At 69.8% G+C, this 23,055-nt stretch carries 21 protein-coding genes and 1 pseudogene; 9 read left to right on the top strand and 13 right to left on the bottom strand.

The genetic code is table 11. The features are described from left to right. Nucleotides 1–47 precede the first annotated feature (47 nt). Genes IU450_RS20090 through IU450_RS20065 form a run of 6 tightly spaced genes read right to left on the bottom strand, consistent with a single transcriptional unit; the run spans nucleotide 48 to nucleotide 5,237 of the window. A complete protein-coding gene (locus tag IU450_RS20090; RefSeq protein ID WP_324197742.1) occupies nucleotides 48–1,283 on the bottom strand; it encodes a cytochrome P450 in 1,236 nt (411 codons plus the stop codon). Then, entirely contained in the window at nucleotides 1,280–2,551 is a 1,272-nt protein-coding gene (locus IU450_RS20085; RefSeq protein ID WP_195151286.1) for a cytochrome P450, read from the bottom strand. The genes IU450_RS20090 and IU450_RS20085 overlap by 4 nt, the downstream gene beginning before the upstream one ends. Then, nucleotides 2,548–3,192 (bottom strand): ATP/GTP-binding protein, encoded by a 645-nt coding sequence (locus IU450_RS20080; RefSeq protein ID WP_195151285.1) that lies wholly within the window; start codon nucleotides 3,190–3,192, stop codon nucleotides 2,548–2,550. Before IU450_RS20080 ends, IU450_RS20085 begins: the two co-directional genes overlap by 4 nt. Next, complete coding sequence (locus tag IU450_RS20075; RefSeq protein ID WP_195151284.1) at nucleotides 3,173–3,538, bottom strand: DUF742 domain-containing protein; 366 nt, start codon at nucleotides 3,536–3,538, stop codon at nucleotides 3,173–3,175. Before IU450_RS20075 ends, IU450_RS20080 begins: the two co-directional genes overlap by 20 nt. Continuing rightward, nucleotides 3,535–3,951 (bottom strand): roadblock/LC7 domain-containing protein, encoded by a 417-nt coding sequence (locus IU450_RS20070; RefSeq protein WP_195151283.1) that lies wholly within the window; start codon nucleotides 3,949–3,951, stop codon nucleotides 3,535–3,537. Before IU450_RS20070 ends, IU450_RS20075 begins: the two co-directional genes overlap by 4 nt. Further along, nucleotides 3,948–5,237 carry a sensor histidine kinase gene (locus IU450_RS20065; protein WP_324197741.1) on the bottom strand — a complete coding sequence of 430 codons (1,290 nt, stop codon included), beginning with the start codon at nucleotides 5,235–5,237 and terminating at the stop codon, nucleotides 3,948–3,950. The genes IU450_RS20070 and IU450_RS20065 overlap by 4 nt, the downstream gene beginning before the upstream one ends. Between IU450_RS20065 and IU450_RS20060 the strand changes: the two genes are divergently transcribed. Continuing rightward, nucleotides 5,230–5,691: a hypothetical protein gene (locus IU450_RS20060; protein ID WP_195151400.1), complete on the top strand. Its 462-nt coding sequence runs from the start codon at nucleotides 5,230–5,232 to the stop codon at nucleotides 5,689–5,691. The genes IU450_RS20065 and IU450_RS20060 overlap by 8 nt on opposite strands. A 107-nt stretch (nucleotides 5,692–5,798) precedes the next feature. Here the strand turns inward: IU450_RS20060 and IU450_RS20055 are convergent, their stop codons facing one another. Continuing rightward, nucleotides 5,799–6,215 carry a hypothetical protein gene (locus IU450_RS20055; protein WP_195151282.1) on the bottom strand — a complete coding sequence of 139 codons (417 nt, stop codon included), beginning with the start codon at nucleotides 6,213–6,215 and terminating at the stop codon, nucleotides 5,799–5,801. A gap of 169 nt (nucleotides 6,216–6,384) precedes the next feature. Here IU450_RS20055 and IU450_RS20050 point away from each other — a divergent pair, with 169 nt between their 5' ends. Together IU450_RS20050 and IU450_RS20045 are read left to right on the top strand one after the other, a co-directional pair. Continuing rightward, the gene (locus tag IU450_RS20050) at nucleotides 6,385–6,798 is read left to right on the top strand and encodes a TIGR03668 family PPOX class F420-dependent oxidoreductase (protein ID WP_195151281.1); all 414 of its coding nucleotides are present in this window, start codon (nucleotides 6,385–6,387) and stop codon (nucleotides 6,796–6,798) included. Nucleotides 6,799–6,881: 83 nt separating this feature from the next. Continuing rightward, nucleotides 6,882–7,313: a nitroreductase family deazaflavin-dependent oxidoreductase gene (locus IU450_RS20045; protein WP_181724571.1), complete on the top strand. Its 432-nt coding sequence runs from the start codon at nucleotides 6,882–6,884 to the stop codon at nucleotides 7,311–7,313. Here the strand turns inward: IU450_RS20045 and IU450_RS20040 are convergent. The 6 genes from IU450_RS20040 to pruA all read right to left on the bottom strand — a co-directional run bounded on the left by IU450_RS20040 (nucleotide 7,228) and on the right by pruA (nucleotide 15,458). After that, the gene (locus IU450_RS20040) at nucleotides 7,228–8,550 is read right to left on the bottom strand and encodes an MFS transporter (RefSeq protein WP_195151280.1); all 1,323 of its coding nucleotides are present in this window, start codon (nucleotides 8,548–8,550) and stop codon (nucleotides 7,228–7,230) included. The two genes, IU450_RS20045 and IU450_RS20040, sit on opposite strands and share 86 nt — an antisense overlap. Then, complete coding sequence (locus tag IU450_RS20035) at nucleotides 8,550–9,191, bottom strand: GntR family transcriptional regulator (protein ID WP_195151279.1); 642 nt, start codon at nucleotides 9,189–9,191, stop codon at nucleotides 8,550–8,552. The genes IU450_RS20040 and IU450_RS20035 overlap by 1 nt, the downstream gene beginning before the upstream one ends. A 523-nt stretch (nucleotides 9,192–9,714) precedes the next feature. Beyond that, the gene (locus IU450_RS20030) at nucleotides 9,715–11,124 is read right to left on the bottom strand and encodes an amidase (RefSeq protein WP_195151278.1); all 1,410 of its coding nucleotides are present in this window, start codon (nucleotides 11,122–11,124) and stop codon (nucleotides 9,715–9,717) included. 98 nt (nucleotides 11,125–11,222) lie between these two features. Then, complete coding sequence (locus IU450_RS20025; RefSeq protein WP_195151277.1) at nucleotides 11,223–12,677, bottom strand: amino acid permease; 1,455 nt, start codon at nucleotides 12,675–12,677, stop codon at nucleotides 11,223–11,225. A 184-nt stretch (nucleotides 12,678–12,861) separates the two neighbouring features. Next, the gene (locus tag IU450_RS20020; RefSeq protein WP_195151276.1) at nucleotides 12,862–13,821 is read right to left on the bottom strand and encodes a proline dehydrogenase family protein; all 960 of its coding nucleotides are present in this window, start codon (nucleotides 13,819–13,821) and stop codon (nucleotides 12,862–12,864) included. Next, on the bottom strand, nucleotides 13,821–15,458 hold the full coding sequence (gene pruA / locus IU450_RS20015; protein WP_195151275.1) for an L-glutamate gamma-semialdehyde dehydrogenase: 1,638 nt from the start codon (nucleotides 15,456–15,458) through the stop codon (nucleotides 13,821–13,823). Before pruA ends, IU450_RS20020 begins: the two co-directional genes overlap by 1 nt. A gap of 126 nt (nucleotides 15,459–15,584) precedes the next feature. On the opposite strand from pruA, the gene IU450_RS20010 reads away from it, so the two are divergent. The 6 genes and pseudogenes from IU450_RS20010 to IU450_RS19990 all read left to right on the top strand — a co-directional run bounded on the left by IU450_RS20010 (nucleotide 15,585) and on the right by IU450_RS19990 (nucleotide 22,991). Then, a complete protein-coding gene (locus IU450_RS20010) occupies nucleotides 15,585–16,838 on the top strand; it encodes a helix-turn-helix domain-containing protein (protein WP_324197740.1) in 1,254 nt (417 codons plus the stop codon). A 689-nt stretch (nucleotides 16,839–17,527) separates the two neighbouring features. After that, nucleotides 17,528–17,593, top strand: a pseudogene (locus tag IU450_RS39815) (hypothetical protein); the annotation flags it as partial. Between the two features lie 62 nt (nucleotides 17,594–17,655). After that, nucleotides 17,656–17,862 (top strand): AraC family transcriptional regulator, encoded by a 207-nt coding sequence (locus tag IU450_RS39810; RefSeq protein ID WP_324197739.1) that lies wholly within the window; start codon nucleotides 17,656–17,658, stop codon nucleotides 17,860–17,862. A 217-nt stretch (nucleotides 17,863–18,079) separates the two neighbouring features. Beyond that, nucleotides 18,080–20,083: a serine/threonine-protein kinase gene (locus IU450_RS20000; RefSeq protein ID WP_195151273.1), complete on the top strand. Its 2,004-nt coding sequence runs from the start codon at nucleotides 18,080–18,082 to the stop codon at nucleotides 20,081–20,083. A gap of 195 nt (nucleotides 20,084–20,278) precedes the next feature. After that, nucleotides 20,279–21,211, top strand: coding sequence for a LysR family transcriptional regulator (locus tag IU450_RS19995; RefSeq protein WP_195151272.1), 933 nt, complete (start codon nucleotides 20,279–20,281; stop codon nucleotides 21,209–21,211). Nucleotides 21,212–21,377: 166 nt separating this feature from the next. Beyond that, the gene (locus tag IU450_RS19990; protein WP_324197738.1) at nucleotides 21,378–22,991 is read left to right on the top strand and encodes an AMP-dependent synthetase/ligase; all 1,614 of its coding nucleotides are present in this window, start codon (nucleotides 21,378–21,380) and stop codon (nucleotides 22,989–22,991) included. Nucleotides 22,992–23,055: the final 64 nt, after the last annotated feature.

The following is a 23,055-nucleotide window of genomic DNA, read 5'->3' as shown; positions in this document are numbered from 1 at the left end:
CCGAATGTCGGTGCGCCACAGGGGCCACCGACAATTGTTGCTTCGGGTCAGTTCCCGAGATGCACCGGGAACGCTTCGAGGTCGTTCTGGGTGAGCACCGGCAGGTTGCGGATCTCCTCGACGGGCACGGCGAAGCGCAGGGCAGGGAAGCGATCGAACAGGGCGGGCAGCGCGATCCCCGCTTCCAGGCGGGCGAGTGCCGCACCAGGGCAGATATGCGGGCCGTAACCGAACGCCAGATGCCGGTTCGCCGTCGGGCGGGCGACGTCGAAGTCGTCGGCGTCCGGGCCGTGCACGGCGAAATCCCGCCCGATCGCGCGGTAGGACATCACCACTCCCTCGCCCTGCGCGATGACCGTGTCGCCCACGGCGATGTCCTCGGTGGCGAACCGCATCAGCAAATGGGTCACCGGGCTGTCCCAGCGCAGGGTTTCCTCCACCGCGGCTTCCCAGGTGAGCTCGCCGGTGCGCACGGCGCTCAACTGGTCCGGGCGCCCGAGCAGTGCGCGCACGGCGTTGAGGATGAGGCCGATCGTCGTTTCGTGCCCCGCGGCCACCAGCGCCTTCAGGTTGCCCACCACCTCTTCTTCGGTGAGCGGCTCGATGTCGTCGCCGCCGACGATGAAAGCGCTGGTCAGATCGTCGGTCGGGTCGGCGGTCTTCTTGCGCACCAGGTCGGTGAAATAGACGTCCAATTCGTCGATCACCCGTAGCCGCTCGTCCTGCGGCGTCAGCAGCGAGAAGAACGCTTTGTACCAGCCGAGCAGCATCGGATGGTCGGCCCGGTCCACGCCCATCAGCTCACTGATGACCCGCATCGGCAGCGGATAGGCGAACACCGTCTTGAGGTCCACCACCGCGCCGTCGCGTCCGGCCTCGGCGAGATCGTCCAGCAGTTCGGCGGTCATCCGCTCGATTGCAGGCCGCAGCGCGTCCAGCCTGCGCTTGGTCAACGCCTGGGTGGTCTTGATCCGCAGCCTGCGGTGCTCGGCGCCGTCGACGGTGAACATGGAACGGCCCGCGTCGATCATGCCGATCAGCGGCCACTGCCTGGTCACCGCGCCGGACTGCCACAGCGACCAGGCGCCGATGTCCTTGACCAGCCTGGTGTCGACGAGCAGCTGCCTGGCCAGCGCGTGCTGGGTGACCGTCCAGGCGGGCACACCGAGCAACTCGATCCGGGTGAGCGGACCGGCGGCGCGCAACCGGCTGGTCTCCGCGCCCAAGTCGCCGACCATCGGGTCGATGACAAGGGTTGCTGCGTGTGGGCATTCGGTGCTCACGGGGTACCTCCGACGGCGCGAACGGGTGTGAAGCGGACGGGCAGGGATGTCATGCCGCGCAGGAAGGCCGACGGTCGCCGGACCAGGTTCTGGGCGGGTACCGCCAGGTCGAGGTCGGGCAGCCGGTCGAGCAGCACCTCGATGCCGGTGCGCGCGATCACCTCGGCGATCTCCTGTGCGGGAAACGGGCAGCGGTATTCGCCGTAGCTGAAGGCGAAGTGTGCGCTGTTTCCGGTGTGCGCCGGTTCGGCGCCGTCGGAGACATGCTGGCGCACATGGGGATCGGCATTGGCCGCGGCCAGGCCCAGCAGCAGCATGTCCCCGGCCCGGATGACCTTGTCGCCCAGGCGTGTGTCGCGGGCCGCCCAGCGCCCGGCGAGGATCTGGGTGGGCGTGTCCTCCCACAGCACTTCGTTCATCGCCTGGCCCACGCTGTGGCGCCCGCCGCCGAGCGCGGCGGCGAACCGGTCGTCGGTGAGCATCAGCCGCACCGAGTTCCCGATCCAGTCGGCCGTGGGCAGGTACCCCGCGGCGGTGATCGCCATCAGGTCCAAGACGTATTCCTGGTCGGTGAACGCACCGGGACGCGCCAGCATCCAGGACACGAGGTCGGCGCCACGCGCGGCCTTCTTGGTCGCGAGCAGATGCTGCATGTGCTCGGCGAACTGCTGATGCGCCGCCTGGGCGTCGGCCTCGCCGTCGGCGAGCGTCTTCATCGTCCACGCCACCCGGGGCCCGTCCTCGGCGGGGAAGCCGAGGATCCGCGCCAGGGCCAGCACCGGCAGCGGCTCGGCGTAGTCGGCGACCAACTCCGCTTCGCCGCGTCCACAGAACGCGTCGATCAGGCGGTCGGCCAAGTCCTCGCAGGCGCGGCGCAATTCGAAGGTGTCGACCATTTCCAGCGCGGGCTCCACCATCGCCACGTGCCTGCGGTGCTCCGCGCCCGCGGTGAAATAGATCGACGGCATCGGCTGCCCGACCATCGGCAGCAGCGGCCAGTCCGCGGGGATGTTCGGCCACTGGTTCCACCGGGCGACGTCGCGCGGGAACAACTCGGGATCGCTGGTCACCTGGTGCAATTCGCGATAACCGATGACCAGCCACGCGGGGACGCCGCCGGGCAACTCGACGGCGACGACCGGACCGTGTTCGCGGCGCATCTCGTGATAGAGCTGATGCGGGTCGGTGTGGAAACGCGGACCGCTCAACGTGACCGGGGCGGCGTGGACGGGGCAGCTGTCGGTGGAACTCGGCGCGGGCACGGTCATGACGCGGCCTCCGGAGTCGGGAACAGGGGACGCCGGGCCGCAGGGGGCGTGGCGATGGAGTAGAGGTGCTCGATGAGGGTGATCAGCACGCCCGCGCCGGACTCGCGGGAGCGGGCGTCGCAATCGATCACCGGCACGTGCGGATCCAGGTCGAGCGCATCGCGGACCTCGCCGGGACGGTGACCCGCGCCGAAGTCGTTGCAGGCGACGATGAACGGCGTCTTCTGGTGTTCCAGCCGGTCGATGGCGTACCAGGAATCGGCTATCCGGTGCGGGTCGACCAGCACGATGGCGCCGAGCGCGCCGGTGAACAGCCGATCCCAGAGGAACCGGAACCGCTCCTGCCCGGGTGCGCCGAACAGGTACAGCACGTGCTCGTCGTCGATGGTGATCCGCCCGAAGTCGAAGGCGACGGTCGTCGTCGATTTGCCCGGCGCGCCGCTGGGGTCGTCGATGTCCAGCCCCTCGTCGGTCATGATCGCCTCGGTGTCCAGTGGGCGGATCTCGCTCACCGCGCGGACCATCGTCGTCTTGCCGACGCCGAAACCCCCGACGATGACGATCTTCAGTCCCCGCCTTGTCGCATGGTGCAGGGGCGCGTCCGCGCGGGCGGGGCGCGGATCAGAGTTTGCGAAGTCCAACGAGCACCTTCTCGAGCGTGGTGGTGTCGGGCAGGGAAGACCATGGCGCGCCGGGAAGACCGCTGCGCGGCGGACGGACGGTGATCTTGCCCGCGTGCAGCAGGTCCGAGAGCAGAATTGTCGCGATGCCCACCGGAATGCGCAGTTCGGCGGCGATTTCCACGACGGCGGTCGGGGCGCGGCACAGGTCGAGGATCGCCACGTGCTCGGACTGCATGCCCGGTGTGGGCGCGCACTCGCTGACCACCAGGGTGACCAGATCGAAAGTGTCGGAGTCCGGCTTGCTGCGCCCCCCGGTCAGCGTGTAGAGCCGATCGGGGTCGTCGTCGCGGCCTGGCCTGGTCACGACACGCTCGCCCCCGGGAAGCGCGGTGCGGCCGCCAGGTGCTCGCCCAGCTGTTCCACCAGCTCCCGCATGTTGTGACCGACCAACCCGGCATCCGCGTCCTCGGCGGCGACGACCGCGATATGCGCGCCGAGCCCGGCCTCGACGATGAACAGGATGCCGCCGTAGAACTCGGTCATCGACTGGCGCACCCCCGCCCGGCCGTCGCCGAATTCGACCGATGCCCCGTGCGAGAGGCTCTGGATGCCCGCGGCGATGGCGGCGAGCTGGTCGGCTCCGTCCACGGTGAGTTCGGGCGTGTGGCAGATCTTCAGCCCGTCACTGGACAGCAGCAGCGCGTGCCTGGTGCGCGGTGTGCGGGTGAGCAGCTGTTCCAATAGCCAGCTCAGCTGTGCGGTCTCGGAGGTTGTCATCGTTCGCTCTCCACGGAGACGGAAGGGGCGGGGGAAGGGGTGACGGCACTGTCGGTCGCGCGCCCGGTCACCGCGCGCTGGAACGCGCCGAGTGAGTCCGGCCGCGCCGCGGGTGGCGTCGGCGCGGCCGGTTCCGGTGCGGCGAGCCCTTCGGGATGGACGGCGGCCAGCGTGCTGCCGCGGCGTCGCTTGGGCAGCGCCGGACCGGCAGTGGGCGGTTGTGCCCTGCCGGAGCTCACCGGCTCCGGTTCGGCGGGCGTCCGTTCCGGCGGTGCGGTGGCGCCCGCGCGCTCCCGCGTGACGGGCAGCGTGCCGGTGATGGTGGACGGCTGGGGCCGCTCCACGCGTGTGGTGAGATCGCGCGGGATCACCACGACCACCGCGGTGCCGCCGATGGCGGAAGGCCGGTAGGAGACGGTGAGGCCGTGCTTGCGCGCGAGATTGCCCACCACGGCGAGGCCGAGCCGGGTCCCGGTGAGTGACGAGAGGTCGAGTCCGGAACCGCGTGCGTCCGGTCCGGCGGCCGACACCGCCGCCTCGGCGCGGCGCAGCGCGGACTCGCTCATGACCAGTCCGCTGTCCTCGATGGTGATGATGACGCCCGCCGGAACCTCGGCGGCGTAGACGTGCACCTCGGTGGTGGGCGGGGCGAAATTGCATGCGTTGTCGAGCAGCTCCGCCAGTGCGTGCATGACGCCCTCCGCGGCATGCCCGGAGACCGCGATATCGGCGATCGCGCGCAACCGCACCCGTTGGTAGCCGGCCACGCGGCCCATCGCGCCGCGCAGAATCGATTCCATGGCAATCGGTTTGGCCCATCTGCGGCCGGATCGCGCGCCGCTGAGCACGGCGATGCTGTCGGCGAGCCGCCCCGCCTGCGCGGTGTGGTGATCCAGTTGCAGCAGGTCGGCGAGCACGGTGGGATCGCCGTGCCGGTGCTCCATCTCGCGCAGCTCCGCGAGCATGCTGGTGGTCATCGCCTGCATGCGCCCCGCGGCGCCCGCGAAGGCAGCCATGGCGGCGGCGCGGCGGCTCTCGCTGATCTTCGAGCGCGCCGTGTGTTCGGCGACCGCCTCGTTCGCGGCGGTGACCTCGGCGTGCGCGCCGGCGATGGCGTGCACGCGGTCGTCGCGGGCCTGGTCGGCGTCCCGCCGGGCATGCCGGGCTTCCCGGCGGAAATGCACCGCCGTCGTCACCGCGGCGCACAAGGCGATCGCCGCGGCGGTGGCGCCCGCCGCGAGCGAAATCCGGAATTCGGCGGGTGCGTAGTACACCGCCGTGGTCACGACGGCGGTGCTCGCGATAACGCAGGCCGCCAATGTCGCGTACGGCGGTTTCGAGCGCCGAGCGGCGCCTTCGCCGAGCTCACTCGCCGCCGGATTCAACAACTCTGCCAAGTTTCGTACTTCCGCACTCGCGCTCACCGCCGGAGAATTGACATCCCCTTACCCCCTTCTGCGTGCATTTTCACCCCAAATGCGCAGACCGACAAGCATTTTCGAATCTCGCGGCAAGAGCATAGCGGGGCGGGCGGTGCCGCGCCACTCGGGCGGATTTCGAGGGCGCGCGGCAAGGCCGGATATTTCCGCTGCCGCGCCGATGCTCGGATTACGCTGGCGACGGCCGAAAAGTGCGGTGCGGCAGCGCGGTCAGTGGAAAATTGTTGGAAAGTCGTTTGCCTGGAATTCACTATCCGTGCTCGCGCTGGTGCGGGCAGCGGTATTGCGGACGAATATTTGAATTTTAGATTATCGACGTGCCGGGCGGCCGCGTCGAGTGAATCGGCGGTGTGGCCGGCCCGCCGGTCTGCCGGAGCCGGGGGCCGAAACCGAGCCGCTGTCGTTCGATCAGAGTTGTGCGGTTTGCTCGCACGGAGGCAGGCCGTCGGCCTCGCGGAGTACTTCGGCGACGGACTCCAGGTACAGCAGTGTGCGCAGCGACACGCCGTTCACGGCTTGCCCGAGGCGGCGCAGGGCCGAATTGTCCAGGTGCGCGATCACTTCGGCGTCGTCGGTCCGGTCGGGGCCGGGATCGAAGACGAAGTAGTTGGGGTCGAGCCCGAACACATGGGCCAGCCCGGCGCGTGCCTGCTCCGGCAGTGCGGTGAGCTGCCCGCGCCGGACCTTCGCCAGGTGACCTGGTTCCAGGTCGTACCCGGCTGCGGTCACCCACGTCTCGACCGTATCGTCGGCGAGCGGGCGCCCGTGCGCGCGCTCCCACATCTCGAACGCTAGGTTCAGCCGGGCAGTGATATCGATGTCCACGACCGCCTCCACCTTCTGGGGACATAGCCTCTTGACGGGTCAAACATTCACTCGACCGTAGCGTGGGAGCAGTCGATCACCGTGATTTCACGGCAAATGTCCGGTTGCATAGGGGGCGGAACAGACTCGATCCCCGAATTGCGGGGACAATGGCGTCGAGGAGGCGGATGTGCGACTGAGTTCCGAGGAAGCGCGCAAACGATTCGCGACCAGCCCGGTCGCGCGGTTGGCGACAATTTCGGCGCGGTCGCGCCCGCATGTGGTGCCCATCGTGTTCGTCGTGGCGGGCGAGGTGATCTACACCAGCGTGGACGCGAAGCCGAAGACCACGACGGCGTTGCGCCGCCTGGACAACATCGCGGCGAACCCCGCGGTCGCCGTGCTCGTGGACCGTTACGGCGACGACTGGACCCAGCTGTGGTGGGCCCGCGCCGACGGGGACGCCCGCATCGCGGAACCCGACGAGGCCGCAGCGGCGATCCGTCGATTGACCGAGCACTACCCGCAGTACGAGCGACAGCCGCCGCCGGGCCCGGTGATAGCCATCGACGTGGCGCGCTGGTCGGGGTGGTCCGCGCGCTGAGCGGTCCGCGCCGGTTCGGGTACAGTCCGATTCGTCGCATCCCCCTGCGGCAGTCCACCTGTCGAGCCGATCGTGAGGATCGCATGCCCTCGAATTTCGCGCTGAAGGCCATGAATACGGCGCATCGTGTCCTGTTGAAGATCAGCTTCGGGAAGGTGGGCAATGACTTCGCGGGCATGCCGTCGCTCGAGCTCACGACCATCGGCCGCAAGTCCGGCCGCCCGCACGCGGTCATGCTCACCGCCCCGGTCGTCGACGGCGACACCTACGTCGTCGTCGCCTCGCGCGGCGGCGACCCCGTGCACCCGGCATGGTTCCTGAACCTGCGCGACAACCCGGACGTCGTCGTGTCGGTGCGCAGCGGCCCGAAGGTGCCCATGACGGCTCGGGTGGCCACGGCCGAGGAACGGGCGGCGCTGTGGCCCCGCGTCACCTCCGCGGCGAAGAACTACGCCGACTATCAGACGAAGACCACGCGTGAGATTCCGCTGGTGCTGCTGACGCCGAAGGCGTGAAATCGCCGTCGGGTGACCGCCGGGCTCGGTAGTCGCGCAGCATCAGCGCCAGACATCCGGCCGCCGCCAGCGTGCCCGCGCCGAGCATCGCCGGATAGCCGAGGCCGACGGCATCGTGCAGGAACGAAAGCAGCGCGGGGACGCCGAAACCCAGATAGCTGGCCGAATAGAACACCGCGGTCAGCCTGGCGAGATCACCGGGGCCCGCGATGCGCTCGATCTCCTGTAGCCCGGCCACCAGACCGATGCCGTAACCAGCCCCGAGCACCGCGGCGGCGGCCAGCGTCGCCCACAGGGTCAGCAGGCCGGAAGCCGCCGTGGCGAGGGTCATCCCGAGCGTGACCGCGGTCAGCGCCACCACGGCCGCCCGCGCGGTGCCGGGCTGATCGATCCGCCGCGCGACGGACTGGATCGCGAATCCACAGCCCAGCGTGACGACACACACCATGGCCGAGAACGCGATCGGCGCCGCGGCGACCTGCGGCGCCATCAGCGCGGGCAGCACCGCGTACGCCGTCGCGGCGGAAGTGAACAGCCACAGGGCGACCGGGATCGCCACCATGCGGAACCGGCGGTGCCCGGTCGCGGGAATCCGCAGGTCAGCGCGGAGCCGACGCGGATCGCGGCGGGGCGGGACGGTTTCCGGCGCCCGCCTGACCCACACGGCGGCGACCAGGCACAGCCCCGCGTTGATCAGGTACGCCGAGGTGTTCGGCCACGGGGCCCATTGCGCGAGCACTCCGGCGCAGCCGGCGCCGACCGCGAAACCACCCGTGAGGCTCATCGCGGAGCGCCGCGCCCCCGTGCCTGCGGCGAGCTCCGGCCCGTAGGGCGGCTGCGCCAATTCTTTGAGCCAGCTGCCGCCGACCGCCATCGCCCACCCGAGCGCGACGCCACACAGCACCCGTCCCGCGGACATCACCGGTACCGACGCCGACCCGAACGCCAGCAGCAGTGATCCGGCCGCGGCTATCAGCGGGGCGGGCCGCAGCAGGGCGCGGCGACCGTGGCGATCCGACAGCGGACCGCCGATCAGCAACGCGGGCACGATCCCGAGCACGTAATAGAACAGCAGCAGATCGACGGTCGTGGCCGCCAGTCCGTCGTTCTTGTACATCACCAGCAGTGGCGTGAATTCGTTTCCGCCCCAGGCGATCGCGAACATCGCGGCGGCGACCCCGCGCCATCGGCCGGAGACGACCGGGTCGCCGGGCGCGGTGACGGTGAGTGTCGCCATCACCGGCTCCGTAGTTCCAGCTGGTGGACGCCGGACAGATGCTCGACCAGCGCGTCGGCGAACCCGGCGACATCCGCCGCCGCGATCAGCTCGGCCAGCCGTGCGTGCTGCTCGATGATCCGGGTCATGTCGACCGGGCCGCGGCGCAGGGCGACGCTGTTCATCCGGCGCTGACGTTCGCGCAGCGAGTCGTAGAAACCCGACAACAGCGGATTGCCACCGGCCAGGACGTAGGTGCGGTGGAAGTCGGTGTCCGCCAAGGCGAATCCGTCGAGGTCGTCCGCGGCGGCCAGGTCGCGCTGGCGCTCGATCGAGGAATGCAACGCGTCGAGCAGCATGCCTCTGTCGTTGGCGGTGGCGCCGCGGACCGCCGCGGTCTCCACCACGTACCTGGCGTGCACGACGTGCTCGGCCTCGTCGGGTGGGATCGGCACCACCAGCGCGCCGCGCTTGGGGTACAGCTTCATCCAGCCCTCGGTCTCCAGCCGCAGGAACGCCTCGCGCACCGGCGTGCGGGAGGTCCCCAGCTCGGCGGCGATCTCGCCCTCGCTGATCAGCTCGCCCCCCGCCAGCGCGCCGGAGAGGATGCGTTCCTTCACGGCGCGATAGGCCTGCTCAGCCGATGAATACGTCTTAGACACAAGTTGTATCTTAGCCACCGGTTCGCGGAGTGTTTGCGAGGTGGTCGGCCGACGGTGGTCGCCCAACGCGCACGGACGATGGTGCAATCGACGCTTTGCCGGGGCTTTCGGCATCACCGCCTGCCTACGCGGCGGTGACCGCAGGCGACGGTGCTCGCCGCTCACGCGGAGGAGCGAGGGGCACGACTGGCGGTGTCGGCGAACGCGCGCATCACTTGATGGCGAGTGTCGGTGGACGCAGGAGTCGACGCGGCGGTGACTGCGGCCGACGGTGCTCGCCGCTCACGCGGAGGAGCGAGGGGCGCAACTGGCGGTGTCGGCGGACGCGCGTATCACTTGATGGGGACAGTTGATGGGCGCGTGAGCCTACGTCGCTGTGTGGCCTCGCACATCAGGTCGGCGCGGGGAAGCGGGATCAGGGCTGACAGCCGGATTGAGCACACACCAGGGCGTGCGTCGGAAACGTCGGCGCAGGGCGCTCCGCCGGTGTGTGACGGGGGGCGACCGAATGGACCTTCCTCGGCTATCGGGCGGAGCGGAGCACCGGGCGGGGCTGTGGACGCGCCTGCTCGAGTTGCGCGGCGATCGGGAGGATCGTCGTCTCAGCGTTGGTTGGGCCGACCAGCTGAACCGACAGCGGAAGCCCGTCGTCACCGACACCGGCGGGCAGGGACGCGGCGGGGTGGCCGGTGACGTTCCAGATCGCCGTGTAGGCGACCATCGGGACCGAGGCGAGCTGAGCACGCGCTGTGTTCGCCCCGTCGAGCACACCGAGCAGCGGCGGGCGGATCGCGATGGTCGGCGTCAGCAGCAGATCGCACTCGGTGAAGATCCGGTCGGCCTTGCGCCGCACCGCCTCGCCCCGCCGGATCGCCCATTCGACGACCGGCCCGCGCGCCCAGGCGCCGAGCGCGATCGTCTGTCTGGTGCGGCGTTCGAGCAGCTCCGGATGGTCCACCTCGGCCAGTTCGGCGCGCACGCCGCCGAAGAACTGCGGGAAGAAGGCATGGGTCGAATCGGGGTAGTCGGGGTCGATCTCCGCGACCGTGTGGCCCAGTTCGGCGAGCAGTCTGGCGGTGTCGCGGACGGCGCGCACGTGCTGCGGATCGAGTTTCACCAATGGAATGGGGGATTTGGTGCTGTAGCCGATGCGCAACGGCTGGGCCGGTCCGCGCGCGGCCGCCTCGAACGAGAGGTCCGGGTCCGGCGCACGGAATCGGTCGGTGCGGGTGGCGCCACGGATGACGTCGTAGACGACGGCGGAGTCCAGCACGCCGCGGGTGAGCGGTCCGGCGACCCCCAGCGCCCACCACAGGTGCTCGTTCGGGGCGATCGGCACGCGTCCACGCTGCGGTTTGAGCCCGAACAACCCGCAACACGCCGCGGGAATCCGGATCGATCCGCCGCCGTCGCCGCCGAGGGCGGCGGGCACCAGACCGGCCGCCACCGCGGCGGCGGACCCGCCGCTCGATCCGCCGGTGGACCGGCTGGGGTCCCATGGATTGCGGGCCACGCCGAAGGTGCTGGACTCGGTGAACGGCCACTGCCCGAATTCGGGCATCGAGGTCTTGCCGACGATGACGGCCCCGGCCGCGCGCAGCCTGCGCACCGCCTCGGCGTCCGCCACGGCCGGCGTCGCGTTCGCCCGGGTACCGAAGCTGGTCACCACGCCCGCGACGTCGAATTCGTCCTTCACCGCGATCGGCACCCCGTGCAACGGGCCGAGCGCGCCGCCCGCCGCGCGCTCACGGTCCCGCTCGACCGCCTCGGCCCTGGCCTCCTCGCGCAGCACGCGGGTGAAGGCGCCGAGATCCGCGGCGGCATCGATCCCGTCGAGCGTCGCTTCGACGAGTTGCTCCGCCGACAGGGCGCCCTGCGCCAAGAGCTCGCGCTGTTCCAGCACGCCCGACGAGACGACCTCCTGGAGATCCATCCGCTACCGCTCCTTCCGGGCCGCCGATGCCGACACCCCCGACCGTATGCAGTCGAGCGATCATTCCGCAATCACCGAGCCCGGCGAGCCCGTTCGGTTCATCGGTCGTGCCCGGTCGACGGGCCTTCGGTCGTCGCGGCGCCGGTGCGCTCCAGCTTGGAGTGGGTGCGCGAGTATGCGAAGTAGACGATCAGGCCGACGACCAGCCAGATCGCGAAGCGTACCCAGGTCTCCCACGGCAGCGACCAGATCAGGTACATCGAGAACCCGATGCCGATCAGCGGCACGACCGGCATGAAGGGCAGCCGGAACTCGCGCGGCTCGTCGGGGCGGGTGCGCCGCAGCACGATCACCGCGACGGACACCACGATGAACGCCATCAGGATGCCGATATTGGTGAGCTCGGCGACCACCGTGATGTCCAGCAACCCGGCCATCAGCGCAGATCCGATGCCGACGATCCAGGTCACCCGGGTGGGCACCTTGCGGACCGGATGGGTTTTGGCGAACCACTCCGGCAGCAGCCCGTCGCGGCTCATCGCGAACCAGACCCGGGTGACGCCGAGCATGAAGGTGAGCACCACGGTGACGATGCCGACGATGGCGCCGACCGCGATGATGTTGGCCACGCCCGGCTGTCCGACCGACTCGAACGCGGTGGAGAACCCGCTGGTCGGGCTGATCTCGGTGTATTTCTGCATGCCGGTCAACACCAGGGTGGCCAGCACGTAGAGCACCATGGCGATGGCCAGCGAATAGATGATCGCCTTGGGCAGATGCTTCTTGCCCTCGGTGGATTCCTCCGCTGCGGTGCTCATCGCGTCGTAACCGAACACGGCGAAGAAGACCGTGGCCGCGCCCGTCCACACCGCACCGGCGCCGAACGGGAAGTACGGGGTGTAGTTCGAGCTGTCGATATGGAACACCCCGAGCACCACGATCAGCACGACCAAGGCGACCTTGATGCCGACGGCCACGGTCTCGAACCGGCCGACACTGCGGATGCCGCGCGACAGCAGCCAGGCGGTGCCGAGGCAGAACAGGACGGCGAACACATCGATCACATGGCCTTCGCCGGTGCCCGAGGCGCCCATCATCCAATCCGGCAGCGTGACGTCGACCTGCTCCAGCAGGAATTTGAAGTATCCGGAGACGCCGATGGCGACCACCGCCGCGACCGCGATGTACTCCAGCAGCAGATCCCACCCGATGAACCAGCCCGCGATCTCGCCGAGCGATACATACCCGTAGGTGTAGGCGGACCCGGCCTTGGGGATCATCCCGGCGAACTCGGCGTAACACAGCGCGGCGGCGCCGCTGGCCACACCCGCGATGAGGAACGAGATCAACACCGACGGCCCGGTGACGGAGTGCGCGACCGCACCCGCCAAGGTGAAGATGCCCGCGCCGATGATTCCGCCCACACCGATCGCGGTGAGCTGCCACAGGCCGAGCGACCGCGACAGCTGCTCGTCGGCCGGGGCGGCCTCTTCCTCTACTTCGCCGAGCGGCTTTCGGCGCGTCATCTGGCCGCGTAACTGCGCGAAAGACATAAGGATCCTTGCTGTGTCGGTTTTCCAGCGCCTGCGGCGCTGGGTGTTCAATGCTAGGTCTCGCGTCGCTCGAAACCGTCGGTTCGGCCGGTTGGGGTCGCGTGACGTCGCAAGCAGCGGCGAAACGGTCGGCTTTCGCGACCGCGGTCGAGAATCGTGGACCGGGCGTCCTCGATTCGTGCTCTCAGCGGTCGCGGCCGAAGGAGCGCAGGAAGAACGCGATGTTGGCGGGCCGCTCGGCCAGCCTGCGCATGAAGTAGCCGTACCACTGGTCGCCGTAGGGCAGGTAGACGCGCAGTGCGTGGCCCGCTCCGGCCAGGCGCCGCTGTTCGGCGTCGCGGATGCCGTGCAGCATCTGGAACTCGAAATCGCCCGCCTTCCGGCCGCTTTCACGCACGCAGCCCAGCGCGGCCTCGATCAGCGCCGGATCGTGCGTGGCGATCATCGGATAGCCTTTGCCCTCCATCAGGACCCGCAGGCAGCGCAGGTAGGACTCGTCCACCGCGGATCGGCTCTGATAGGCCACCGACGCGGGCTCACGATAGGCGCCCTTGCACAACCGGATCCGTGATCCGGGCCCGGCGAAGATCTGGCAGTCCTGCTCGGTGCGTTTGAGATATGCCTGCAAGACCGTGCCCAGCCACGGGAAATCCAGGCGCAGCTCGCGCACGATGGCCAGCGTCGCCTCGGTGGTGGTGTGGTCCTCGGCGTCCACGGTGACCCAGACCCCGGCCGCCTTCGCCGCCGTGCAGATCTCGTAGGCGTGCTCGCGGGCGATGGCGTACCCGTTCTGCGGCAGCGACTGGCCCAGCGCGGACAGCTTGAGCGAAACCTCCAGTCGAGGTACCGGCGCCTCGTCGACGGCCCGAAGCTCACCCAGCGCCGACAGCAGCCGCAGGTAGTGCGCGACGGTTCCGCGGGCGCGGTCGAGATCGGTGGTGTCCTCGCCGAGGTAGTCGATGCTCACGAAGCGTCCGGAGCCGAGCAGCGCCGAGGACGCGGCGACCGCGTCGCCCTCGGTCTCACCCGCGACGAAACGGTCGACCAGTTTCTTGGTACTCGGCATGCGGGTGATCGCGCGCTCCAGGCGCGGGGAACGGGACGCCGCCAGTACGGCGGGCCGCAGCAGTCCGGAGAAGGCCATCACAACTCCTGGTGCGGGTAGCGGTGGTCGGTCGCGGGGACGAAGGTTTCCTTGATCGTGCGAGCGGAGGTCCAGCGCAGCAGGTTCTGTGCCGAGCCTGCCTTGTCGTTGGTGCCCGACGCACGCGACCCGCCGAACGGCTGCTGTCCGACGACCGCGCCGGTGGGTTTGTCGTTGACGTAGAAGTTGCCCGCCGCGAAGCGCAACCGCTCGACGGCGGTGCCGATCGCCGCCCGGTCCTCGGCGATGACCGCGCCGGTCAAGCCGTAGGGCGAGCCGCGGTCGATCACGTCGAGCGTGGACTCGAACGAGCCGCCGGACGAATCGTCGTAGACGTGCACGGCCAGGATCGGTCCGAAGTACTCGGTGCCGAACGCCTCGTCGGCGGGGTCGTCGCCGAGCAGGACGGTGGGCTCGACGAAATAGCCGACGCTGTCGTCGGCGTGGCCGCCCGTGGCGATGGTCAGACCGGGCGTCGCCTTGGCGCGTTCGATGGCGTCGGTGTTCTTGGTGAAGGCGCGCCGGTCGATGAGCGCTCCGCCGAAGTGACCGAAGTCGGTGACGTCGCCGTAGCTGAGCGCGGCCACCCGGTCGATGAATTCGCGGCCCATCCGGTCCCACAGCGATCGCGGGAGGAACGCGCGGGAGGCGGCCGAGCACTTCTGGCCCTGGTAGTCGAACGCGCCGCGGATCAGAGCCGTGCTCAGCACCTCGGGATCGGCCGAGCTGTGCGCCACGACGAAGTCCTTGCCGCCGGTCTCGCCGACCAGGCGCGGGTAGGTGTCGTAGTGGTCGAGGTTCGCCGCGACGGTGCGCCAGAGGCGCCGGAAGGTCGCGGTGGACCCGGTGAAGTGGATGCCCGCGAGACGGTGATCGGCCAGCGCCACCTCCGACACTTCCGGTCCCGCGCCGTGCACCATGTTGATCACGCCGGGCGGCAGCCCCGCGGCTTCCAGCAGCCGCATCGTCCAGTACGCCGCCACCGACTGGGTGAGGGCAGGCTTCCACACCACGGTGTTGCCCATCAGCGCGGGTGCGGTGGGCAGGTTGCCCGCGATGGCGGAGAAGTTGAACGGCGTGATCGCGTACACGAAGCCCTCGAGCGGGCGGTAGTCCATCTGATTCCACACCCCAGGCGCCGACATCGGCTGGTCCGCCAGGATCCGGCGCGCGAAGTGCACGTTGAACCGCCAGAAGTCGACCAGCTCGCACGGGGTGTCGATCTCGGCCTGGTAGGCGGTCTTGGATTGGCCCAGCATCGTTGCGGCGGCGATGGTTTCGCGCCACGGCCCGGCCAGCAGGTCGGCGGCGCGCAGGAAGATCGCGGCGCGCTCGGCGAAGGACAGCGCACGCCAGTCCGGCGCCGCGACGGTCGCCGCCGCGATGGCATCGCGGACCTCGGCCGGTCCGGCCGTGCCGACCGTGCCCAGGACGGCGTCGTGCCGGTGCGGCTGCACCACCCGGACGCGCTCGCCGCCACCGCCCCGGTGCACGCCGCCGATGACGTGCGCGACCTCGGTCGGCGTCGCGGCGAGTTCGGCCAGCTTCACCCGCAGGCGCTCGCGCTCGGCCGTGCCCGGCGCGAAACTGCCCACCGGTTCGTTGACCGGCGGTGGCGGGGCCACGACGGCGTCCATGAGACCTCCTGCTATTTAGGTGATTTTCCGGTAGAGGGAAGTCAACACCGGAAAACTGCCCGGAGAATGAGCCAGTCGGACAAAGATGGGACAAGTGCATTGTCGAGTTGGCCGAAGGACGGGAACGTGGCCGGGGACGGAGAGCAGGTCGCCGCGGACATCGACCTGTTCGAGCTGGCGCAGATGATCGCGCACCACGCGGGCGGGATGGTGTCGATCGAGGATCCGCGGTCGCACGTGCTCGCGTACTCGGCGTCCGACGAGAACGCCGACCAGTTGCGGGTGCGCTCGATTCTCGGCAGGGAAGGGCCGCGGGAGTACCTGGCCCTGTTGCGGCAATGGGGCGTGTTCGATCGGCTCCGGGACACCGACGAGGTCGTCGACGTGCCGGCGCACGACGAGCTGAACATCAAGCGCAGATTGGTGATCGGCATCCGCCGTCCCGCGGACGTGGACGCCCGCGCGCCACGGGTGCTCGGTGCGATCTGGCTGCAGCAGGGCGATCGGCCGTTCAAACCGGACGCGGCCGAGATCCTGCGCGGCGCGGCGGCCATCGCGGCACGCCTGATCTCCCGGAACCTGGACGCGCCCACCACCGAGGCGCTGTTGATCCGGCGGCTGTTCGGCATCGGTGGGGCAGCGGTCGACTCGGCGGTGGTGGCGGACGCGCTGAACCTGGCGCCGACCGGTCCGGCGGCCGTGATCGGGTTCGCGCTTCTGCCCGCCGGGCAGGAGCCCGTCACCGAGCCTGCTGCGTTGGGCGGCGTTCTCCGCCTGCACGCCAGCTCTTTTCGCGGTGACTCGGTGACCACCACGATCGGTGAGCGCGTGTACGTGCTGCTGCCCGGTTACCGATCCGCGCGGGCGGTGACGGCTTGGACCCGGCAGCTGATCGAGCAGTTCGAAACGAAGCGCTCGCTGTGGTTGCGGGCGGCGATCGCTTGCCCGGTCCCCGATTTGAGCCGGGTGGCGGCCGCGCGCGCAGAGGTCGATCGGGTGCTGGACGGTACCGGCACGGCAGCACCCGGGAACCGGGTGACCACCCTCGCCGAGGCGCGGACGGCGGTGCTGCTCGGCGAGGTGCTCGATCTCGTCGGGTCGCGGCCGGAATTGCGCGATCCCCGGCTGCAAGCGCTGTTGGACTACGACCGCAAGCATTCCGCGAGCCTGCGCGAGAGCGTCGAGACCTATCTGCGCGAACACGGCGACGTGCGCGACGCCGCCGCGGCGCTGTGCGTACATCCGAATACCCTGCGCTACCGGCTTCGCCGGATCGAGGACATTCTCGGCATGAACCTCGACGACCCCGCCGATCGCCTGCTGCTGGAGATCCAGCTCGCCCTGCACCGCCGTCCCCACCCGCCCGGGGCGCGGGGTTGACGGCGGCTCGGGCGAGCCGCGACCGCCGCAACGGGTTCGGGTCGTCCATCCCCTCGAACATCCCCCGAACGCCGGTTGCGCGCGAGCCCGGCGCGATCGGTACAGCGACGAGCGCGGGCGCGCAATGTGAGCGTGCGGGTCGCCAGGTGTTCGCGGGGCCGGTTCCACCGACCACCGAATGCCGTGCGGGGCAAAGGAATTCAAGACATCCGCGGGCTCGAATGCCTGACTCGGTGCGAGCACGCCCGGCTCGGCGCCGTCGGTGGCGAGCCGGACGGCGGCATCGGCCGCGGCGATCGCCGTGAATCGGTAGGTGTCGAAGCCCTCGGTGTACACCCGGGTGCCGCCACCGGGTCCGGTGACGTCGGCCAGCACCAGGAACCGGCCCGGATCCTCCGGGTCGTCCTGGGGAAACTCCGGAAGCGTCTCCGCCAACTCCGGAGTGAGGTCGGCGAACAGCGCGGCCACCTCGGCTTCGGCGACCGCTTCGACGTGCTCGGCGGGAACGTGCCGGGGGACGGTGACCACCTCGGTCAGAGCGAACTTCACCACCTCCACGGCTGCGACGCGCCGGGGAAAGTGAGTGCGGTCGTGCGTGCCTGGACGTCGACGACGAGCAGGCCCACGGCTGGCCGACCGGCTGGGCGGCCGCGCTGGCCGACCCGTCCATCTCCGTCGCGCTGCGCCACATGCACGACGACCCGGCGCATCCCTGGACGGTCGAGGAGCTGGCCGGGCGGGCCGGACTCTCCCGAGCCGCGTTCGCGAAACGATTCGCCCAGCTCGTCGGCCGCGCACCGCTGGCGTACCTGACCTGGTGGCGGATGACCAGGGCGGCGCGCGGGCACTGCGCGACACCGACGACCCGCTGGCCGCGCTCGCCACCCGCGCCGGCTACACCTCCGAGTTCGCCTTCGCGAAAGCGTTCAAGCGCGAGTTCGGTGCTCCGCCGGGCGGCTATCGCCGCCGCGGCCGGAATCCCGCGCACGCGCTGAATGCCACCTCCGCGGCCGATCGGATATGACGGCGTTCGATCGTCACCGGCCCGCCACATCTCGGCGGACCTGCGCCGACGTGCTCTGACGCCGAATGGGCGGCCGACCGGCCCGCTGCGCGATATGCCTGCCGAAGCGGTCGGCCGCGCTCTAGAGTTGAGCGCAGGAACCCGGGTCACGGCCCCGGGAAGGCGTTCGGCTCGGTCCGCGCCGGACACCCTCCGGGTCCCCGTCACGGAGGACGAGATGACCACACGACGTCATACGCTCGAGGTGGGGTCGCGATTCGGGCCGTATCGCCTGGATCGCCTGATCGGTCGTGGCGGCATGGGGGAAGTGTTCGAGGCCTACGACACCGTCAAGGACCGCACCATCGCGCTGAAGGTGCTGCCCGAGCGGCTGCACGACGACCCCGTGTTCCGGGAACGGTTCCGGCGCGAGTCGCACGTCGCGGCGCGGCTGCAGGAGCCGCACATCATCCCGATCCACGATTACGGCGAGATCGACGGCAGGCTCTTCATCGACATGCGGCTGGTCGGCGGTGACAGCTTGCGCGCGCTGCTGACCGAGCGGGCGCCGCTGGAGCCGGAGCGGACGATCGCGATCGTGCGGCAGGTCGCCGCGGCACTGGACGCCGCGCACGCCGACGGCTTGGTGCACCGGGACATCAAGCCGGACAACATCCTGCTCACCTCGGACGGATTCGCCTACCTGGTGGACTTCGGAATCGCGCAGTCGGCCACCGCCGAGAGCCTCACCAGCGACGGCTCGGCGATCGGCTCGTTCCACTACATGGCGCCGGAACGGTTCCACTCCCGCGCGGTCACCCCCGCCGCCGACATCTACGCCCTGACCTGCGTGCTGTACGAGTGCCTTACCGGATCGCGGCCGTACCCGAAGGACACCGAGGCGCAGATCGTCTCGGCGCACCTGTTCGAGCCGCCGCCGCGGCCGCATTCGTCCCGGCCCGCACTGCCCGCCCGGCTGGACGCGGTGGTCGCGCGCGGCATGGCCAAGGACCCGCAGGCGCGGTACGGCACGGCAGGTGAACTCGGGGCGGCCGCGCAGGCGGCGATGACAGAGGCGACCGCGGGCCGCTCGCTCGAACAACCCGCGAAGCCGGAGGACGGCGATCCGCCGACCGGTGCGGGTCCGCCAGGGGACCGGCCGGGCGCGACGACCGAGCCGCCGGAGCCGCGACCACGTCGTCGGCGCCTGCTGCGCGTGCTCGCCCTGCTGTGCGTCATTTTGCTGGCCGGCGTACTCGGCTTCCTCGGCTGGGAGCTGACCCGCCCGACCACGGGTGCCGCCGTACCCGACGCGAGCGCCCCGCACGGCCCGGACGTCGAACTGCTGTCGCTGGTCGGTTCGTCGGGCTACAAACGGGCCAACTGTGTGCACGAGGACCCGGACCCGCCCACTGTCGCCGTCGTGTTCTGTACCGCGAATCCGGCCGCGAGCGCTCCGGTGGCGCGATTCCTGCGGTTCCGCACCGTCGACCAACTGCGGGACTATACGTCGGCGGTGCTGACCAGCCTGCAGGGGCGCAGCTGCCCCGGCGACCCGCCGGGGCAGGACGGACCGATGCAGCGCGACGGCGTGGAGATCGGCCGCAAGTCCTGTTTCCTCAGCAAGGTGGACGATCCCGCGACGCCACGGCCGGGGCTGCTGGTCACGGACGAGCAGGAGATGGCGGTCGCGGTGTACATCTGGGAGCCCGACCAGCAGGCCTACCGCGACTACGTCGCCGCGCGCGACGGCGGCGGGTTCCGCACACCCGACACCGCCCGGGACCCGGACTATTTCACGCAGGCCGATCGGGCGGTGCTCAACCACCTGGCCGGTGATTTCGGCCCGGGCAACTGCAGGCATGTCGATCCGCCGCCCGGCCCGGTGGACGCGGTGCTGTCCTGCGGCACGAAGACCGGGTTCCCGTCCGCGGAGTTCTTCGGCTTCCCGGACCAGGACGCGGCGACGTACCTGTACGAGGGGAACCGTGGGCAGTTCTCGGGCCATGTGTGCGGTCGCGGCGAGCCGGGCGACGACGTGTGGCGACAGGACGGCAACGTCACCGGCCGCTATTTCTGCTACCCGGTCAGCGATCCCGCGCTGGGCCCGAGCTGCCTGTTCCTGGTGCACAACAAGTTCGCGATCACCGCGCATTTCTGCACGCTGCGCGCCGATCACCCGGATCCGGGACCCAAGAACGAAGCCGAACTCACGGCATGGTTCCGCAAGTACTTCGGCTAGCGCCGCGCCGAGTTGCCCCCGGACCGGGTTTCAGGGATCCTGGATGGTCACGGGCGCAGGTAACACACCACGCTCGACCTTCGGGTCCAGTTCACTCATCCGCTACGGTCTCGGTGCTGTACGTCCGCTCCTGGTTCATCGTCGGTTACCTGGTGGCGCTACCGTTTCCGGTACGCGGAAAAAGGAGCCGGCGGCATGGAGTTCCGACATCTGGTTTCGTTCATCACGATTGCCGAAGAGCTGCATTTCGGCCGCGCAGCGCAGCGCTTGCATCTCACGCAGCCCAGTCTCAGTGCCCAGCTGCAGAAGCTGGAGAAATCGCTCGGCGTGCAACTGGTCGCACGCAACTCGCACGAGGTCAAGCTGACCCCGGCGGGCCGGGAATTCGAGAGTCAGGCCCGGCTCATCGTGGCGCAGATGGACCGCGCGGCCCAAGCCGCGAAGGCGACCGCCGAAGGGCGGGCGGGCACCCTCAACATCGGTTACAACCTTCCGGCCAGCAGACATGTGCTGCCGGACGCGCTCACCAGGATGACCGAGCGGCACCCCGACATCGTGGTGTCCCTGTGGGAGAAGCGCACCGGCCCGCAACTGGCCGCACTCAGCGACGGGTCACTGGATCTCGCCCTGGTGTACGGCCATCCGAGCACGACCGATTTCCGGTACCGGCGGCTGCTGCATCGGGTGCCGCTGGTCGCCGTGGTCGGGCGCAGGCATCGGTGGGCCGATCGGCCCGGCGTTCCCTTCGCCGAACTCGAAGGACAGGATTGCGTGCTGTTCGCCCGCGAGCAGTGTCCGGCCATGTACGACTCGATCTTCCGCGCGGCCGCGGATTCCCGGATCTCCCTAGCGGTGGCGCAGACCGCCGACGACCCCGGTGCGACGGCGCACATGGTCTCGGTGCGCCCGCTGGTGGGATTCGCCTCGCTGCCGCGGGCGATTTCGATGGGCATGGGTGGACCGGGCAGTGCTTCGGTCGCGGTCAAGCTGTTCGATCCGGTGCCGACGCTCGATTTGTACGCGGTGTGGCGTGCGGACGAGTCGAATCCGTCGGTCGGCTTTTTCTTGGATTGCGTCGATTCCCCGGAACCTGCGCAAATCGATATTGCCCGCGCGGTGTCGGCCTGACCACGTCGATAGGTGATGACATTCGCGCGGTAGGAACCGCGATATCGACGGCACTGTAATTCGGTGACGCCGACCAGAATTCGACATTGTGAACACAGTGTCTGTCATCGCAGTGTCGGTCGGTGAGAATGGTTTCGATCTTCCGGATACGGCGAGTTTGTACTCGGTGATTTCCGATGCGGCCGAGCGGCATCCGGATCGGCTTTCGCTGTGCGACGCCGACGGAACGCGGCTCACCAGCGCCGAGGTGGACCGCAGGGCCCGCGCCCTGGCCTCGGCGCTGGTCGGACGGGGCGTCGCGGCCGGCGATCGGGTCGCGGTGCTGGGCCGCACGAATCTGGCCTGGGTGCTGCTGGATTGCGCGCTGCTGGCCATCGGCGCGGTGGTGGTGCCGGTCTACCCCACTTCGTCGCCCAGCCAGATCGAGCACATCCTGAGCGACAGCGGCAGTGTCTTCTTCGCCGCCGAGAGCGCCGAGGACGCCGAGCGGCTGCGCGCCGCGGGCGCGGGCGAGGTCTGGGTCTTCGAGCAGATCGCGGATTGGGCCACCGGTGCGATCGATCCGGCGCTGGCCGCGCGTATGGCCGAGGTGCGGGCCGACGATCTGGCGATGATCGTGTACACCAGCGGCACAACGGGCCTGGCAAAGGGGTGCCTGATCACCCATCGCAACATGTTCGTGTCCTCCTCCAACACGGTGCGCCGCACCGGCGACATGTTCGACGGAACCACCGTGCTGGCCCTGCCGCTGTCGCACGTCTTCGGCCAGACCATCCTGTTCGCCTGCTTGTTCGGCGGCAGCCGCACGCATCTGCTGCCCGGCATTCCCGACCTGGTGCCGGTGCTGCCGACGGTGCGGCCGACCTTCCTCGCGATGATTCCCTACGGCCTGGAGAAGATCCGCAAGTACTGCCGCACCCTGCTCGCCGACGACGAGGAGCGCGAGGCGGTGCGGCGCGGTCTCGAGCTCGTGCGGGCGCAGGCGGCGCCGGAGCCGTCGACGCACCCGGTCGTGGCCGCGCTCGGCGGTGAACTGCGCCACGTCATCTCCGGCGGCGCTTCGCTGGACGACTCGACGGTCGGGTTCTACGCGGGTTTCGGTGTGCTGCTGCTGAACTGTTACGGCCTCACCGAGGCCGCGACCGCCGTGACGGTGAGCGCCCCGGAGACCAACCGGCTCGGCACGGTCGGCAGGCCGATCCCGGGCACCTCGGTGGCCATCGCCGAGGAGGACGGGGAGGTGCTGGTCGGCGGGCCGCACGTGTCACCGGGTTACTGGGGCGCCGCGGCGAGCCAGTCGCCGGTGGACGCGCAGGGCTGGCTGCACACCGGTGACCTGGGCGAGCTCGACGAGGACGGATTCCTGCGGATCACCGGGCGCAAGAAGGAGATCCTGGTGACCTCGGGCGGCAAGAACGTCGCCCCCACGCCGCTGGAGGACCGGATCCGGCTGCATCCCCTGGTGTCCAACTGCATGGTGCTCGGTGACGGCCGCGATTTCGTCGCGGCCCTGGTCACCCTGGAGCCGGCGCAGGTGCAGCGCTGGCGCGCCGCCGAGCCGGACGGCGATCTCACCGCCGCCGTCCAATCGGCGATCGACGACGCGAATTCACTGGTATCGCGCGCGGAATCAATTCGGGCATTCCGGATCGTGGACGGCGATTTCACCGTCGAAGACGGATTGTCGACGTCGTCTCGAAAACTGCGCCGCGCCGCGATCGCCGACGCGTACGCGGCGGATATCGAACTGCTGTATTCGGCGCCCCGACCCGCACGATAGCCGCGGCCGATCGGCCGATGAATCAGGGCCCGCCGCGGTGGTCGATCACCCGTCGCGGCCACAG

The sequence above is a fragment of the Nocardia abscessus genome (assembly GCF_015477775.1).
In the GTDB taxonomy this organism is placed as follows: domain Bacteria; phylum Actinomycetota; class Actinomycetes; order Mycobacteriales; family Mycobacteriaceae; genus Nocardia; species Nocardia abscessus_A.
Note: the sequence above shows the minus strand (reverse complement) of the source record. Positions and strands in the feature narration are given on the sequence as shown.